Below are 15839 nucleotides of genomic sequence, written 5' to 3' on the forward strand. Positions count from 1 at the left end.
GGGCTGGGGGCGACTAGCACAGATGCGTATAGAAGAGGTTAGATTTTTTGGTGGGAATAAATATTTAGAGATTCCAAGTGGTACTCACTTGATAATTGACAGAGTTGTTGTCGATAGGTCTGGTGTCATTCACTTTGATGACAGTGTGTCAAATGTTTACCTTACAATTAATGAAATTGTTTTTACTGGAAGTGCGTCTCTTGGGATAACTGATGATCGTTACGGCGGAGGACATCTGAGTCTGTTAGATCATAATGGAGATATATATGATTTGGTCCGTCATTTGAAGTATAAACTAAATGGAAAGTATGTGAAGCTCCGCGTCGAGCGCTCCGAGGGGAATGGGTATTATGAAATACATCATACCTATGAGCCTTGGACACCCGTCCCAGAAGCGTCCACCTGCGGAGCCATTTTTGCGGTTTCTGCCTTAAGCTTGGCCGCTTTCAGGAGGCGAAAAGGGCGGGCCAAGCTCGCCCTTGCCCTTTCCTGATCACTTACGCCTCTTTCACTCCACTTTTGGCTACAGCAGTTGGCGCAGGAGGGAGGGATTTGCGGGAGGCCTGCGCGATTGCTCGCGTAGCGGCAAGCAGGAGGGGGCGGGCTTCCGCAGTACAGTGGCGATAATGGCGGGTGAGCTCGGCCTCCTCGGCTGAAAGCGGAAGGGGGCTGAGGGCGGAGCGAATGCCCAAGGCGTTCGCGACAGCGTTGGTGGCGGCAATCGAGTGATCATTGTCGAGCCACCCGGCAGGCTTGCCGCATGCGGTTTCTATCTCGCGGGCGGCCTTGTGGCCGATCAAGCGGACTCCGGAGAGCCACTGGGTTATCTGGGCGGGGGCTTTGTCGATATGAGCCGCGAACTCGTTCTGAAAACGGAACTCAGAGCGCAGCATTACGAGGTTTTCCAGGCGAATTTCCCCAACGGTCTTCACCCCAAAAAAATTAGCAAGTTGCTACTGACTCACGACTTAAAAATAAATATCAAAAAGTTTAAATTTTTACTTTTAAAATTTATCTTTTTGTTAATAAATTCAGCTCACTTTTCGAGAGTTTCCCTGTCCGCTCTGCTCCTGTGGCGCGGTTCCTGTACAACCCCAAAACCCCCAACCCCCCAAACCCCATGAAAGTGAAAGCTTGGCTTTTGCCTGCACTGTTCGCTTTCGGTGTGCCTCTTATCGGGTATGCCCAGAGCACGGGCCCTCGCGGCTTCCTTGCCGACCAAGTCGACGAAGAGGAAACGGTTTCTCTCTCGCCCTTTGAAGTTTCTTCGGAGCGCGTCACTGGCTATACGGTGACCGACTCGGCAGCTTCGCGCATCCGGCGCGAGTTGATCAATACACCAATCTCAATTCAGGTGATCACCAGCGAGTTTATCGACGATATTGGTGCAGCCTCCCTTTTTGATGCGACCCGATACCTTTCTGGCATCAGCGCTTCTACGGGGAGCGGTATGACTGGGGCTGGAGATCGCTTAACCATCCGTGGCTTCGGCATTGCGGGCGTGACTGTCGATAATTTCGGTGCGGGAGCCAATGACAGCAGCTTCGATCCGGCAGTGGTGGACCGGGCGGAGGTGATTAAAGGCCCTCACGGCATCCTCGCCCCCAGCGGCCCCCCAGGGGGCGTGTGGAATATCCTGACCAAGTCGCCCAAGTTTGGTGACCCCGAGTACATGATCAAGGCGGAAATGTCTGACCAGTATTTTGCCAATAAAGGCACCATAGATGCCACAGGACGCATACCCGGTACTGAAAATTTAGCCTATCGCATGATTGGGACCTATAGAGACGCGCGCTCGTATGATCCCGGTCATATTTCCAATAAGAGTATAAATCCGATGCTGACTTGGGCGATTACGGAGAAAACCCAGTTCAAGTTTAAAGGGTTTTTCAATAATTGGGAGCACCGAGGCGCAGGAGCGAATATGTACTTGGCGGATGATTTCCCTATTGATGGAACCGTTTCTAGTTCCCCTAAAGACTATCGTCCCGGCTATGTTCCCTTCGGGGGCAATGGGGCTCCTCTGTGGGCCTACCGCGATGAGAAAGTCAGGCGTGCCATGGCAGAGCTCACTACGGCTTTGGGGAACCATCTAAATCTGAGATTAGCTGGATACAAACATTACGTTCACTATCAAAGCTTGGGTGGTGGCCTGCGCATCTTTAGGGACGATTTAGGCAATCGTGTAAATCCGATGACAGGAAAATGGACCGAAACGCTAAGGTGGGACTTGCAAGACCCGACGCAACCTTGGCACGAACAGTCCAACCCTTATGTATCCACTCCGGTAGACCCCCTCGCCCCCGCCACGATTACAGACGTGTGGTTAACCGAAGGCCAAGCACACTACTGGGTGGAAGAGGCTCACTACCAAGCAGATCTGGCCGGTAAATTTGATTTTGGCGGCTACCCGGATGAGCCTCTAGTTACGCTCAATATTCTTACTGGAGTTGCACGTAGTAAGCAAAAGAATCGGTTTAGGAATTGGGATGTTCCGGGTGAGAATATAACAGACGCTTACGATCCCTCGCTGCCCTTCCTGGATAATCCTACCCGCCCGTCATCAGTGGCATGGATACGGAGAGGATTTGATGAGCCTAGAGAGGGCGGAAATCATGGGGAGCTTATCGGGTGGATCGATACACAGTACTACATCAATACTCAAATCGATACATTCAAGGGGCGTGTCATCTGGTCTGGAGGGGTATCTTACCATAAGGTCGAGAATAAATATATGGACCATTTTAGGGGAGCCCTTCGTGATGACTGGGAGCATACCAAGAGCGTCCCCTCCTACGCTGTACTCTTCAAAGCGAGATCGAATATTTCCATTTACGCGGCCCATGCGGTGAACTCTGGCCGAGGGGAATGGTTTGCTGGTCAAGATTTGGGTACGCTGTCAACGTCTCAAGATGGAAAGCAGGAAGAGCTTGGGTTGAAATTCGACTTTTTCGACCGGAGGCTTTCTGTTACAACCTCGTACTTTGAAATCAAGAAGGGCAACCAACCTCAGCAGGATTCTCGAAACGCAGAGCTCCCCGTGGGGGCAGACCCTATCTACCCCGATATTCTGCTGGATATTACCAACGAAGGTTTTGAGGTGGATATATCCGGCCAATTAACAACCAACCTCAGCATCCTCGGGAGCTTTACTCAACAGAAGATGAGAGATCCACTTGGCCGTAGGCAGGCAAACGTCCCTGATACCATGTTTAATGGACTGGTGATGTACAAATTTTCTCAAGAAAGGCTGAAAAACCTAAAACTGCACTTGGGATTCACCCATTCTGAGGGCTCACCGGGTGAAAATCGGTCTTCTGCCCCGACAGCACTTGGTGCCATAGAGACAGCCAGTTTTTATCTGCCCGCGCAGACGGTTTATAACGCAGGGGCAAGTTATACGTTGGGTGCTATCAGTTTTCAGCTTAATATCGATAACCTGACGGATGTGATGAAGCCGGAGCGGAGCGGTGGGCGTAGCTCTATCGCGATGACTCCGCCTCGTAATATCCGGTTAACAACGACCTTTAAATTCTAGAGTACAGGGCTTGCTCAGAGCTACTCTTGATCCTGCCAGCAGGCCGCTTTCTCCAAGCGGCCTGCTTTTTTTGCCTCATTACGAAGGCACGAGAGATTCACCGCTTGCAAAGGCTGCGCCCACAAGGCGGGGCCGACTGGTGTTTCTGGCATGCCCCGGGAGCGCGCCCTGCTTTCGCCTCCCAAGGGTTCCCTATCGCGCAGGACGAGTTTTCCCCTGATTGCAGGGGAAACGGTGGGGCTAAGCGGATGGGCTGTTGCTGTCTTTCGGAGCAGCGGCAGTGGGCTTGGGTGCCTCGTCCTCAGAGGTCTCCTGGCTGGCTTTTTTGAATTCCTTGATGGATTGGCCGAGGCCTTTGGCGAGTGAGGGGAGCTTGGTCGCGCCAAAAAGAAGGATGAGGACGCCGAAGATGAGGAGTAGCTCGGGCACTCCGATTCCAAAAACTGCGAGCTGGGGCACTGTGGTGAGCGTTTCCATAAGGAGGTGAAGGCTAGGCGCTTCACTTCCTCTGTAAAGGGGAGTATTCGATTCTTTTTAGCCCTGCCGCCGCTGCGCGCCAACTGTCGGCCACGCTCGGGCGAAGGAGCCTGCCGTAACTGCCGTCACGCGCGCGGGCCGACGACTCCTTTTCGCTGCGAGCGGTCTTCGATCGGTATCCCTTCTGCGGGCGGCTCGTTGGCCGCCCGTCATTACGGCGAAGCGCCCCCGCGTTGTCCCTGCCTCTTTATCGCGACGCGCTCATTGGCCGCAGTCTTCGGCTGATTCCATGGGCAGCGCACTCTCGTTGGTGCGCTGCTGGAGAGCGGTCGACCTCGTCGGCTTCGTCCGCTGGCTCAGCGACGCGGGAGCAGCGGGGAGGCTCCCGAGCGCAGGGCGTTGGCACCGGCGGCGACTTTCATGAGGTTTTGCGCGTTGTCGATTTGCTCCGCGTCGAAGAAGCCGTGGAGCTGCCGGATGCGGGTGGGGTGGCGCATTTTGCGCAGGGCTTTGGCTTCGATTTGGCGGATGCGCTCGCGGGTGACTTTAAATTGTTTGCCGACTTCTTCGAGGGTGCGGCTGTAGCCATCGGCGAGGCCGAAGCGCAGGGAGAGGACGCGGCGTTCGCGCTCGGTGAGCGAGTCGAGGACATCGACGATCTTTTCGCGCAGGAGCGAGAAGGCGGTCATGTCGTAGGGGTTTTCGGCGGATTTGTCTTCGATGAAGTCGCCAAAGCTGGTGTCGTCGCCATCGCCGACGGGGGATTGAAGCGAGATGGGCTGGCGGGCCATCTTCATGATTTGCTGCACGCGCTCGACGGGCAGGTTCATCTCGTCGGCGACTTCCTCGGGAGTGGGCTCCTGGCCAAATTCCTGGAGGAGTTGTTTTTGCACCTGCATGACCTTGTTAAGGGTCTCGATCATGTGGACCGGGATGCGGATGGTGCGGGCCTGGTCGGCGATGGAGCGGGTGATCGCCTGGCGGATCCACCAGGTCGCGTAGGTGGAGAATTTGTAGCCGCGGCGGTACTCGAATTTTTCGACGGCCTTCATGAGGCCCATGTTTCCTTCCTGGATGAGGTCGAGGAAGGAGAGGCCGCGGTTGGTGTATTTCTTGGCGATCGAGATGACGAGGCGCAGGTTGGCCTCGACCATTTCGGTCTTGGCCTGGTGGGCTTCGCGGACGTGTACGCGGGTCTGCGCGATGACCTTGAGGAGCTCCTCGGGCTCAATGCGCTGGGCGGCACCGATTTGCTTGAGCTGGGTCTTGATCGCCTTGGTGTCGATCGCGGCGTCTTTCTTGGTCTTGGGTTTCTGGGCGCGTTCGAGCTGGGCGAGCAGGTGCTCGATCTTTTCGATGACGGGGTTCAGTTGTTCCAGGTACTCTTCGTAAACTTTGAGTTTGAAGAAGAATTTGCTGAAGTAGGGGCGCAGGAGGGCCTCGCGCTTGCGGAACTTGGTGAGGATGCGTTTGCGGTCGGCTTCGCTACGGGCTTTGAGGTATTCGTCCCAGGCAGCAGCGACGCCTTTTTCGCCTTTCTCGGTGGCTTCTACGAGTTTCGGCAGGGTCTTGAAATAGGCGTCGCGGCTCTCGATTTTTTTATCGATGACGAGCCGGTCGAAGCGCTCTTCGCGGTTGAGGAGGCGCTGGCCGAGGTGGGCGATGTGTGCGCCGACGGCACTGGCCTGGAAGAGGGCTTCCTGGGCTTTGAGCTCGGCGGTTTCGATGCGCTTGGAGATCTCGACTTCCTGCTCGCGCGTCAGCAGCGGGACCTGGCCCATCTGCTTGAGGTACATGCGCACCGGGTCGTCGAGGATGTCGTTTTGCGAGGAGCGGCTTTCCTCCTCCTCGGCCTCCTCCATGCGCTGTTTGTACTCATCGACCTGGTCGGGTTCGAGGATCTCGATCTCAAGATTCTGGAGGATGGAGAGGATGTTATCGATCTCCTCCTGATTTTCGACGGACTCGGGGAGCGCTTCGTTGATGTCGTCGAAGGTGAGGTAGCCTTGCTCTTTGGACAGGCGGATGAGCTGGCGGATTTTCTCGTTAATGCCGGTGGCCGCGAGGTCGGCACTCACGCTGGCTGCGGTGTCGCCGCTCTGCTCGATGACGGACTCGACGGCGTCGGCGTGCGTGGAGGCGGCAGCTTTGGCAGACTTGGAGGACTTGGTCTTGCGAGGCATAAGTGATATGGAAAAATCAGACCGCCGTCGGGAGGACAAGCGGTCGCAGGAGCTGGCGTTTGAGTTCTAGCTGTTCTTGCAGGAGGGCCCCGGGATCGGGGGGGGCGGGACTGTCCGCATCGTGTCGAGCTAAATCAAGAGCGATTTGCTGGAGGCGTGGCTCGTAGAAGCGGGCGCGCAGGAGCCGCAGGGCTTCGGTGGCGATTTTTTGCGGGTCGTCAAAAGTGGGCGAATCAAAGAGCAGCGAGGCGACGAGTGCTTCTTCTTCCGGCGTTTCGAGGAGCGGGGCGAGGTGATCGCGGCCGGGCCAGTTTTCGTTTTCAAACTCGGCCAGGAAGCGGTTGAGCAGCACGCCTGCGGTATGCCGCGTATCAATCCAGTCGTGCGGGAGGGTGCGCGCCAGCAGTGCGCCGAGCTGCTCGAAGTGCAGGCAGATGAGGAGGAGGTGTTCTTCGGGGCGAGCTGCGGTCTTTGACCGGTTTACCGGGGCTGCTCCCGTTGGTCGCAGATCCGCAGGCCCCCCCAGCTTTTCTGGCATTGCCGCCGTTTTGGCTCCGGTGGTCGCCGCACCCGTGGTTTCTGGCGAAACGCCCGGATGGGTAAGCGAATTGGGAGAGGCGGCGGCAGCAGGGGCAGCGTAGCGGCGCTGTTTGAGCCGGAAATTTTGGAAATCGCGCTGCATCGCCGCCGAGGCGATGTGGAGGTGCTTGGCCGCTTCGGAGATAAATTCGCTTTGGACGATTTGGGAATCCGCAGCGGCGACGATCTCCATGACCTCGCGAGCCGCGCGGGATTTTTCTTCGGCGGTCGCCGTGGCGGGTTCGGGCAGGAGCGCGCGGCAGGCGTAGTGCATGGCGCTGAGTGCATCGCGGTGCAGGGCCTCGTAGGCCTCAAGACCGCGCTCCAGAAAGAGGCCGTCGGGGTCGAGCGTGCTGCGGGCGTCGGGGCGGGTGAGGAAGCGGGCTTCGAGCCCCGCGCGCAGCGCGAGCGGGAGGAAACGCAGGGCGGCTTTTTGGCCCGCCGCGTCGCTATCGAAGAAGCACTCCACTTGCGCGTGGTAGCGGCGCAGCAGCGTGAGCTGCGTATCCGTGATGGCGGTGCCTTGGGGCGCGACGGCGGTTTTCAGGCCGACGCTCCAGCAGCGGATCGCATCGAGCTGGCCCTCGACGAGGACGAAGGGATGCTCCGGGCCGACGGCTGTGCGCGCGCGGTCGAGGTTAAAGAGGAGCTGGCCTTTGGTGAAAATGGGGGTCTCCGGCGAGTTGATGTACTTGGCCTCGCGCGCGGGATCGTCGGGCGGCGTGAGCTCGGTCTGGCGTGCGGTGAAGGCGACGACGCGGCCCTGGTTGTCGCGGATGGGAATCATGAGCCGCCCGCGAAATCGGGGGCGCAGCGTGGCCGCCGAGATCGGCGTGTGCTCGCCGATGAAGAAGAGGCCGCAGCGGCGCAGCGCGTCTTCGCCAAACCCTTTTTTTAGAAGCACGGCGGCGAGGCTTGAGGCGTCTTGCGGCGAATGCTGGGGCGCGGCGGCGCCGATCTTGAACTCGTCGGCGAGCTCGGGGGCGAAGCGGCGCGCCTCGCTCCAGTAGCGGCGCATGAACTGGCCAGTCGCATCGGCTGCGCGAAAGCAGTCGTGGTAGTGCGCGGCTGCCAGGTCGTGGAGCTCGAAGAGCTCGCTGCGCAGCGAGCGCTCTTCGCGGCTGGGGCCTGCGCCCGCCTCGTACTCGATCTCGATGCTGAAGCGCTGGCCGAGCGTCTCGACCGCTTCAGTGAAGTTGAGCTGCTCGGTCTCGCGGACGAAGCTGATGATGTCGCCGGAGACGCCGCAGCCGAAGCACTTGTAGAGGCCCCTGTTTGTATCGACGTGAAAGGACGGCGTCTTCTCGTTGTGAAAGGGGCACAGCCCCTTGAGCCGCGCTGCCCCTGCGCCGCGCAGCGTGACGACTCGGGAAACGACGTCGGCGATGTTGACGCGCAACTTCAGGTCGCGCACGCAGCTTGGCTTGATGGCGGGCATTTAATGGCGGCGGAAATGGCGGAAGAGAGGTGGGAGAAGGCGGAAGGGGGCGGATGCGCGGCGCGGCGGATTTTCGAAAAGCTTGGGCAGCCGACTCGGGCGGGCTGGCCTGGCGCGGGCGCGAGGAAGAATGCACTTTCAAGGGGGCAGTGGCCCTGTCAAGGGTTGCGCCCCAGCGAGGAACTGTTGCCTGCTTTCTGCCCTCTTCTTGCCCATGCGTTTATTTGTTTTTGCCGCGTTTTTACTGATTGGGTTTGGCCTTCCGCCTGCGCTCCGTGCGCAAGAAGAAGCAGGGCGCGCGGCCACGGCTGCGGGGGGAGATGGGGGAGGCTCCGGTCGCCCGCCCGCGGACTCCGAATCAAAGGCCGCTGCGGCAGCGCCGCTGCCGATTTGGGAAGTGCAGTTGGGCGACTTCAGCCAAGCCAGCTACGACCGCGCGGTGGAGCGCGAGATCGCCGAGTTTGAGGCGCAGAGCGGCTGGCGTTTGCAGCCGGGCGAGAAGAAAAAAGTCGGGCTAAAGATCTACGCCGATTCGGGGCCGGGCATGGCGACCCCGATCCCGCTGGTGCGCTCTGTAATCGCCGCACTGGAGCGGCGCGGTTTTGCCAAGGAGGATATTTTTCTCGTCGGGCTGAACCAGCTCCGGCTGCGGATGACGGGCTACCTGCCCTCGTTGGCGAGCGGCGAGTCCGCCTTTCCCGGGCACAAGGTGTACGTGCTGGAGTCGGGCCGCTTCTACGATCCGGTGTGGTTTTACGACAGCCCGCTGCCGCAGCGTTTTGACCCGATCTTCGTCGAGTCGCAGACGCGCAACATCCCCGCCAACACGACGCCCGATGAAGACCGCAAGAGCTTCCTCGCCACGCCACTCTTTCTCGATGCGGACTTCTGGATAAACCTGCCCGTCTACACCGACCACTCGACCCTCGGCGTAAACGGCGCGCTGGTAAACGCCACGCTGTGGAACGCCTCGAACACCGCGCGCTTTTTCCGCAGTCCGGCCAATGCGCCCGCCGCCGTGGCCGAGATGAGCGCCATCCCCGAGCTGCGCGAGACCTGGGCCTTCACGCTCGTCAGCTTGCAGCACTACCAGTTCATCGGCGGGCCTTTTTTCAACTCGCTGTACAGCGTCTCGGAGCCGCTGCTGTGGCTCTCGCGCGATCCGGTGATGCTCGACTCGCTGATGCTGGAGCGGATCAACCAGTGGCGGAAGCGCTCGGGCTTTGCCCCGATCTCCGAAGAGATCCGCACGCTCGAATTTGCCGAGCTGCTCGGCGTAGGCTCTACCGATACCGCCGCGGCCAATATCATTAAGCTCTCGCAATAAACCGCTTGTCAGCCCCGCGCGCGCTGGCGAGTTTTGCCGCAAGATGATCACCCCGTACCTGCCGTTTTTCATCCAGGCTGCCTTGGCGGCAGCAATCGCCGTGGTGCTGATTGTGGCGACCCACCTGCTCGGCCAGCGCGCGGCGAAAAACAAGATCAAGGACTCGGCCTACGAATGTGGCGTCGCCTCCGAGGGCGCGCCGCACTCGCGCTTTTCGGTGAAGTTTTACGTCACCGTGATGCTCTTCATCCTCTTCGACATCGAGGTCGTGTTCCTCATCCCGCTGTGCTTCGTGTACCGCGAGTTTCTGGCAAACCACATCACGATCTTCGCGCCGGTGATGTTCTTCATCGGCGTGCTCGTGCTGGGGCTCTTCTACGAGCTCAAGAAGGGCGCGCTCGAATGGGAGAAGTGAGCTGCACGCGGCGCACACGCCAGGAAACCCAAGCCTCCTCCAGGCCACACACCCAGGGCGACTGACGCACCATGCGGCTCGAAAAAATCATCGCACGCAGCCGCATCATCGACCTGCACAGCGTGACGCTGCGCGGCGCACTTGAAGAGCTGCTCAGCGTCTGCGCCGAAAAGTTTGACGACCTGAAGCCAGAGTCGCTCCTGCGCGGCCTGCTCGCGCGCGAGAGCACGATGACCACGTACCTGGGCCACGGCGTGTCGCTGCCGCACGTGCGCGTGAAGATGAAGCGCCGCTACATCCTCGCGATCGGGCGCAGCCGCACCGGCATCCGCCACGAGGGCGTAAAGGACGAGGAGCGCGTGAACCTCATCTTCATGCTGCTGGCGGGCGACCGCGCGCCCAACTACCTGCAAGTCCTCGCCTCCATCGCGCGCCAGGTCCGCGAGCCCGAGCTCGTCCAAAACCTCACCACCGCGCCCGATCTCGACACGCTCTATGAGCGGCTCGTCGGCGGCTTCGATGGCATCCGCCCCGTCCAGGCGCAGCAAAACCGCACCAACCGGCTTCTCTTTCGCGAAGCGCAGCGCGTGGCGAGCGGCGCCGCATGCAGCGCTATCATGGTCTTCGGCGACACCTTTATCGGCGGCATCCCGGCGGGGATTTTACGCTCGAAAATCAAGACGATCCTCGTCTCGCGAAACTCCGTCGAGCAGCCCGCCAGCGAGGACAAGGAAGACTTTAATATCACCCTCCAGGTCCGCGCGTTTTCCAACCAGCGCATGTCGCAGCTCCGCAGCGCGATCCTGATGGCGCTGACGCACGGCGCGCTAAACTTCACCGACCGCATCTGCTGCATCGGCGGCGTGGCGGGCAGTAACCAGTTCGACACGCTCACCGTAGTCGAGATCGAGCGCGAGTTTCAGACCCTGCTCACCGGCCGCAACGACCTGCTGCCGCTTGACGTAAAACCCGAAGTGCTGGAGCGCGTGATCGCCGTGGCCACAGAGCTGGCCATCGAAGGCCGCGAGGGAAAACCCGTCGGCTCGCTCTTCGTCGTGGGCGACATCCACAAAGTCGAAAAGCTCTCCAAGCCACTCGTCCTCAACCCCTTCTACGGCTACAAAGAAGAAGACCGCAACATCCTGAATCCCTTTATGGATGAGACGGTGAAGGAGTTTTCGTCAATCGACGGAGCCTTCTTGATCGGTGGCGACGGCGTGCTCGAATCCGCAGGCAGCCTGATCCAGGCGGTCGATACCGATCACTCTCTCCCCGGCGGGCTGGGCAGCCGGCATGCGGCTGCGGCCGCGATCAGCCTGAAGGCGCAGTGCATCGCCATCGTCGTATCGAGCTCCGGCCAGGTGACCTTGTTTCGCCGCGGCGTCATGCTCCCGCTGATGGATCGCCGTGCACAGTGAGCAAGAATGAGTCAGGTGCGCGGCTAGCGCGCGCGCAGGACAAGCGTACATGCCGGAAATGCGTGGAGGGCGCGGCTTGCGCAAAGTCGCGCGCTCGTTTGGGGGCAGGCGCAGGCCTGCTGAGCGGCCTACCCGCGGCGGGCGCAGGTTGAGACTGGCCGGACGGTTTTGTAGGGCGTGCCAAATAATCGACCTTGCCCTGAGGGCGGCGCGGGCTTTTCTCGCCAGCCTCTCTCCCACGTCAAATTTTTAGAAAACCATGCAAGACCAAATCATCCTCGAATGCACCGAAGCCCGCAAAGAAGGTAAACCGGTGTCCCGCTACCTCAGCACGCGCAACAAGAAGACCGTGACCGAGCGTATCGAGAAGAAGAAGTACAACCCGCACCTCAAGCGCCACACGCTGCACAAAGAGATCAAGTAAGGCGGGAGGGGCGTGCGCGGCGGGAGGGGCGGTAGGGCTGCGCAAGTGCTACACAGCGGTCTTCGGACAACCCACGCTTTGTACACGCGGTGTGTATTGGGCGGTGTATGTGTGGACACTGCGCCGCGCCCGCGAAAGTACCTCGAAAATATGAGGCTGCCGCGCCGCCGGACTTTTGGAAAGTCCGGCTTTTTTGGGGAAACATTCCGGCTGTTTTGCCCTCCAGTTTAGACTAAAGGGACTTGAGGAGTGCCTTCGCGGAGATACCCTCATGACTCATGGCCAAACAACTGACTATTACGCTGGATGACTCAGCCTACGCTGGCCTGCTGGCCAAGATCCCCGAACACAGGCTTGGCGAGTACTTGGTCGATTTGCTGAGCCGAAATCTGTCACAACCCCAAATGCGAAAGCCCACCCGCACTGCCGAGGATTCTTGGGAAGCCGAGGTCGCTGCCGTGCCTGAAAACACGTGGGCTTGGCGAGAGGGGATGCCGCTTGTTCGTACAGAGCTGGGACCGGCAGAAATAGAAGCGAGCTATCGTGCCATGGCGGCAGATCGGGAGCGGGAGGCAGAAGCTCAAGAGTGGTGCGAAGCGGTGATTGGCGACATCCCGTCGGATGATTGATGGGAGGCAATTATGAAACGCGGCGAAGTTTACTGGGTTGCCTTTGATCCTTCCATAGGCAGCGAAATCCAAAAAACACGCCCGGCAGTGATTGTAAGCCGGGACGCGTCTAACCGAAACGTGGGACGAGTGACGGTGGTTCCTTTTACTCAGAGCATCGCCAATGTATTTATCGGCGAGGCGATTGTACACCTCTCGGGAAAAATGAGCAAGGCGGTGGCCGATCAAATAGCAACGGTGGACAAAACTCGCGTAAGAGATCGGATCGGTTGGCTATCGCCGCCCGAGCTCAAAGCGGTGGAAGAGGCGATACGAGCACACCTGGAGCTGTGATGGGCGAGGCACCTGATGGTGCGTGTACACATTTTTAAAGAGAACGTCGCAGGCTGCGCTCTCCACCTTCCCCCGTCTTCCTGCCAGTCGGCTGGGCTCAGGATTTGCGGCGGGTGGCGCGCCAGCTTTCGCGGTGTTTGCGGATCCAGTCGAGCAGGGCGCGCTCGAAGCCGATGTCGTAACCGAGCCGTTCCGACTCCAGCCACTTGTGCTTCAAGATCTCTTCGCGCTCGGCGAGAAACTCTTGGTAGAGGCTGGATTTTTTTACAAATTCTCTGGATTGGGCAGGTTCGGTCTTAGGTGGAGCTTGTGTCATTCCGAGCAGGTTAGGTCGGGGCGAGATTCCGGGTTGCTCGCGAGGCACTGTCAACGCTTGGAATACTGAGTGTGTGTCACCTCAATATAACTAATGGCATAACTGCCTTTTGTATTATGAGCGGCTCACGGGTTGCATGTGAATGCACGGATGACTGCCGCCGCCGCGTTGGCTGAGTATGCTTTTACGGCAGCCGGCCGGCCAACTCACTGCCAGCCAATTGATTGAGCTCAAGCCGGATTCCCCGCGGCCCGGGGCTTTTTCAGCCCGTCGAGGAGGCCCTCCGCCATGTCGCGGAAAAGTCGGGCGACTTCGCCGTCCGGCTCGCGTACGACGATTGGCTGACCGATGTCGCCGCCTTCGCGGATCGCGGAGAGCAGCGGTACTTTGCCCAGCAACACGGTGCCTAGCTGCTCGGCGGTGACCGCGCCGCCGCCGCTGCCAAAGAGCGCGTGGTGCTGGCCCGAGGAATCGACGAAGTCGCTCATGTTTTCGGTCACGCCGAGCAAGGGCACGTTTACTTTTTGAAACATGAGGCCGCCTTTGCGCGCGACCTGAGTGGCGGCCACTTGCGGCGTGGTGACGAGGATCGCGCCGTCGAGCGGGATCGTCTGCACGAGCGAGAGCTGCGCGTCGCCAGTCCCCGGGGGCAGGTCGATCAAGAGCAGGTCGAGCTCTCCCCAGTCCACGTTCTGGATAAACTGCTGGACGGTCTTCATGATCATGGGCCCGCGCCAGACGACGGGCGTATTGTCGTCCACGAGGAAGCCCATGCTCATGACCTTCACGCCGTGGTGCGCCATCGGGATGATCATCGCGCCTGCGCCCTCGCCCTTGATCTCGGGGCGGCCGCTCAGCCCCATCATCAGCGGTATGCTGGGCCCGTAAATGTCGCAGTCCATGAGGCCGACGCGCGGCGAGTTTTGCCCGCCCCACGCGCGACCTTGGCGGGCGGCGAGGACTTGCGCAGCGGCGCACGCGAGGTTGACGGCTACGGTGCTCTTGCCCACGCCGCCCTTGCCGGAGGCGATTGCCACGGCGTGCGCCATGCCGCCGGGGAGCTGGGCCCCGCCCGCGAGATTGCCGCCCGCTGCGCCGCTGCTGCCGCCAGCCTGTGCGGGCGGCTTTACCGAAGTGACCGCCAGATCGACAATCGTCTCGCGCACTCCGGGCAGCTCGCGCAGCCGCTGCTCGACGGCGGTCTTGATTTGCAAGGGCACCTGCGGGTCGCTGGTCGTCAGCGCAAGCGAGACCTTGGCCGTCCCGCTTTCCTCGACAAAGGCCACCGAGCGCACGAGCCCGAAGGACACGATGTCGCGGCTAAAGCCGGGGTACTTTACTTGGGCGAGCTGGGTTTTGATGTCGTCGGCAGTCACGGAAAAATGCGCGGGAATTAAGTTGTTATGCCTCGGCGCCCTGCAAATAGAAATGGCCCTTCGGGGCAGAGGCTTCGCTCACAAGCTCTCGCATGCCTGCTTGGGCGAAATCCCAAAATCCCTCAATTTTACCGATTTTTAAGGCTATCATGAAACTTTCGCTCTCCTGGTTATTCTCACTGCTGTGCCTCACGGCTGCTCTGCCTTTTGTGGCGCAGGCGCAGCGCAATGTGGGCGACGTCGTCATCGCTTCCGATGTGCAGGTCGTGCCCGTGCGCGTGTCGTCGACCACGCCGGAGCTGAACGCGCTCGCCCAACAGGCTTTCGGCGCACATGGCCGCTACCGGGTCACGGCGAGCGGCTACCGCTACGACATCCGCTTCGTGCAGGCAGGCGCCAACCAGGTGCGAGTCGACATCACCAACGCCAGCGGCGGCCATCTGCACTCGCAGACGCTCTCGGGCGACAGCCTGCGGCATGCGCTGCTGCGCGCCGCCGACGTCGCCGTCGAGCGCACCAACGAGCAGGGCCTGCGCGGCTTCTTCGCCTCAAAGCTCACCTTCATCAGCGAGCGCACGGGCCGAAAGGAAGTCTACACCTCCGATCTGTTTTTTGGCGAAGTCCGCCAGCTCACCCGTGATAATTCGCAGGCGCTCACCCCGCGCTGGTCGCCCGATGGTTCGCGGATCATCTACACCAGCTACTTCCGCTCCGGCTTTCCCGACATCTTCCAGATCGACCTGCGCAACTACCAGCGCAGCAACTTCGTGAGCTTCAAGGGCACCAACAGCGGCGCGCGCTTCAGCCCAGATGGGCGGCTGGTCGCCATGGTGCTCAGCGGCGAAGGCAATGCCGAAATCTACGTGAGCGATGCGCAGGGGCGCCAGATCCGGCGGCTCACCCGCACCGATGCCGTGGAAGCCTCGCCCTGCTTCTCGCCCGATGGCTCGCGGCTCATCTACACCTCCGATGCGGCGGGCGGCCCGCAGCTCTACGTGATGCCCGTGGCGGCGGGCGCGGGCGCTGCGCGGCGTGTGCCGACCAACATCAGCGGCTACTGCTCGGAGCCCGACTGGAGCCGCGCCGATGCCAACAAAATTGCCTTCACCATGCGGATTGGCAGCGGCTTCCAGATCGCCGTTTACGACTTCTCCAAACGCGAGCCCGCGCGCCAGGTCTCCCGCGCGCCTTTCGACGCAATCGAGCCCTGCTGGCTGGCCGACGGGCGGCACCTGATATACACCGCGCGCGATCGCCAGACCAGCCGCCTGTGCCTGCTCGACACCGAGACGGGCCGCTCCACGACGCTGAGCCCCGCCGGCCTCGGCACCGCTCTCCAGGCAAACGCTCTCCTGCGCTAACCACCGCGCAGCAGGCGCGCAGGTG

General features: G+C 60.4%; 15 protein-coding genes. 9 read left to right on the forward strand and 6 right to left on the reverse strand.

All coding sequences use genetic code 11. The annotated features are described in order from the left end of the window. Nucleotides 1-493, forward strand: a 493-nt coding sequence (locus tag AXK11_RS09955; protein ID WP_231865716.1) for a hypothetical protein, incomplete at its 5' end; no start/stop codon positions are given. Nucleotides 494-497: 4 nt separating this feature from the next. Here AXK11_RS09955 and AXK11_RS01675 read toward each other — a convergent pair. Next, complete coding sequence (locus AXK11_RS01675; RefSeq protein ID WP_156469135.1) at nt 498-932, reverse strand: hypothetical protein; 435 nt, start codon at nt 930-932, stop codon at nt 498-500. Between the two features lie 188 nt (nt 933-1120). Between AXK11_RS01675 and AXK11_RS01680 the strand changes: the two genes are divergently transcribed. Continuing rightward, nucleotides 1121-3538 (forward strand): TonB-dependent siderophore receptor, encoded by a 2418-nt coding sequence (locus AXK11_RS01680; RefSeq protein WP_068628707.1) that lies wholly within the window; start codon nt 1121-1123, stop codon nt 3536-3538. Between the two features lie 240 nt (nt 3539-3778). On the opposite strand, the gene AXK11_RS01685 is transcribed toward AXK11_RS01680, so the two are convergent. The 3 genes from AXK11_RS01685 to dnaG form a co-directional block, all read right to left on the reverse strand. Next, nucleotides 3779-4015, reverse strand: a complete 237-nt coding sequence (locus tag AXK11_RS01685) for a twin-arginine translocase TatA/TatE family subunit (protein ID WP_068628708.1) — start codon at nt 4013-4015, stop codon at nt 3779-3781. 356 nt (nt 4016-4371) lie between these two features. Further along, nucleotides 4372-6198: an RNA polymerase sigma factor RpoD gene (gene rpoD, locus AXK11_RS10320; RefSeq protein ID WP_068628711.1), complete on the reverse strand. Its 1827-nt coding sequence runs from the start codon at nt 6196-6198 to the stop codon at nt 4372-4374. A 16-nt stretch (nt 6199-6214) separates the two neighbouring features. Continuing rightward, a complete protein-coding gene (gene dnaG, locus AXK11_RS01695) occupies nt 6215-8215 on the reverse strand; it encodes a DNA primase (protein ID WP_068628713.1) in 2001 nt (666 codons plus the stop codon). Between the two features lie 214 nt (nt 8216-8429). On the opposite strand from dnaG, the gene AXK11_RS01700 reads away from it, so the two are divergent. From AXK11_RS01700 to AXK11_RS01725, 6 genes are all read left to right on the forward strand, one after another. After that, nucleotides 8430-9542: a DUF362 domain-containing protein gene (locus AXK11_RS01700; RefSeq protein ID WP_156469136.1), complete on the forward strand. Its 1113-nt coding sequence runs from the start codon at nt 8430-8432 to the stop codon at nt 9540-9542. Between the two features lie 43 nt (nt 9543-9585). Next, a complete protein-coding gene (locus AXK11_RS01705; RefSeq protein ID WP_068628715.1) occupies nt 9586-9957 on the forward strand; it encodes an NADH-quinone oxidoreductase subunit A in 372 nt (123 codons plus the stop codon). Nucleotides 9958-10028: 71 nt separating this feature from the next. Then, nucleotides 10029-11375, forward strand: coding sequence for a PTS sugar transporter subunit IIA (locus tag AXK11_RS01710; protein ID WP_068628717.1), 1347 nt, complete (start codon nt 10029-10031; stop codon nt 11373-11375). A 259-nt stretch (nt 11376-11634) separates the two neighbouring features. Beyond that, a complete protein-coding gene (rpmG, locus tag AXK11_RS01715; RefSeq protein ID WP_068628719.1) occupies nt 11635-11799 on the forward strand; it encodes a 50S ribosomal protein L33 in 165 nt (54 codons plus the stop codon). A 278-nt stretch (nt 11800-12077) separates the two neighbouring features. After that, nucleotides 12078-12428 (forward strand): hypothetical protein, encoded by a 351-nt coding sequence (locus AXK11_RS01720; RefSeq protein WP_068628721.1) that lies wholly within the window; start codon nt 12078-12080, stop codon nt 12426-12428. A 12-nt stretch (nt 12429-12440) separates the two neighbouring features. After that, nucleotides 12441-12761, forward strand: coding sequence for a type II toxin-antitoxin system PemK/MazF family toxin (locus AXK11_RS01725; protein ID WP_068628724.1), 321 nt, complete (start codon nt 12441-12443; stop codon nt 12759-12761). Between the two features lie 97 nt (nt 12762-12858). Here the strand turns inward: AXK11_RS01725 and AXK11_RS01730 are convergent, their stop codons facing one another. Together AXK11_RS01730 and AXK11_RS01735 are read right to left on the reverse strand one after the other, a co-directional pair. After that, nucleotides 12859-13077: a DUF4032 domain-containing protein gene (locus AXK11_RS01730; protein ID WP_068628725.1), complete on the reverse strand. Its 219-nt coding sequence runs from the start codon at nt 13075-13077 to the stop codon at nt 12859-12861. 230 nt (nt 13078-13307) lie between these two features. Further along, nucleotides 13308-14453, reverse strand: a complete 1146-nt coding sequence (locus AXK11_RS01735) for an Mrp/NBP35 family ATP-binding protein (RefSeq protein ID WP_068628727.1) — start codon at nt 14451-14453, stop codon at nt 13308-13310. A 149-nt stretch (nt 14454-14602) separates the two neighbouring features. Between AXK11_RS01735 and AXK11_RS01740 the strand changes: the two genes are divergently transcribed. Continuing rightward, nucleotides 14603-15814, forward strand: coding sequence for a PD40 domain-containing protein (locus tag AXK11_RS01740; protein ID WP_082780750.1), 1212 nt, complete (start codon nt 14603-14605; stop codon nt 15812-15814). The last annotated feature ends 25 nt before the right edge of the window (nt 15815-15839 follow it).

The sequence above is a fragment of the Cephaloticoccus primus genome, assembly GCF_001580015.1.
Lineage (GTDB): Bacteria > Verrucomicrobiota > Verrucomicrobiia > Opitutales > Opitutaceae > Cephaloticoccus > Cephaloticoccus primus.

Coding starts and splice junctions, on each gene's coding strand:
- AXK11_RS01680 (WP_068628707.1), top strand. CDS start 1,121: ATGAAAGTGAAAGCTTGGCTTTTGCCTGCACTGTTCGCTTTCGGTGTG.
- AXK11_RS01685 (WP_068628708.1), bottom strand. CDS start 4,015: ATGGAAACGCTCACCACAGTGCCCCAGCTCGCAGTTTTTGGAATCGGA.
- rpoD (WP_068628711.1), bottom strand. CDS start 6,198: ATGCCTCGCAAGACCAAGTCCTCCAAGTCTGCCAAAGCTGCCGCCTCC.
- dnaG (WP_068628713.1), bottom strand. CDS start 8,215: ATGCCCGCCATCAAGCCAAGCTGCGTGCGCGACCTGAAGTTGCGCGTC.
- AXK11_RS01700 (WP_156469136.1), top strand. CDS start 8,430: ATGCGTTTATTTGTTTTTGCCGCGTTTTTACTGATTGGGTTTGGCCTT.
- AXK11_RS01705 (WP_068628715.1), top strand. CDS start 9,586: ATGATCACCCCGTACCTGCCGTTTTTCATCCAGGCTGCCTTGGCGGCA.
- AXK11_RS01710 (WP_068628717.1), top strand. CDS start 10,029: ATGCGGCTCGAAAAAATCATCGCACGCAGCCGCATCATCGACCTGCAC.
- rpmG (WP_068628719.1), top strand. CDS start 11,635: ATGCAAGACCAAATCATCCTCGAATGCACCGAAGCCCGCAAAGAAGGT.
- AXK11_RS01720 (WP_068628721.1), top strand. CDS start 12,078: ATGGCCAAACAACTGACTATTACGCTGGATGACTCAGCCTACGCTGGC.
- AXK11_RS01725 (WP_068628724.1), top strand. CDS start 12,441: ATGAAACGCGGCGAAGTTTACTGGGTTGCCTTTGATCCTTCCATAGGC.
- AXK11_RS01730 (WP_068628725.1), bottom strand. CDS start 13,077: ATGACACAAGCTCCACCTAAGACCGAACCTGCCCAATCCAGAGAATTT.
- AXK11_RS01740 (WP_082780750.1), top strand. CDS start 14,603: ATGAAACTTTCGCTCTCCTGGTTATTCTCACTGCTGTGCCTCACGGCT.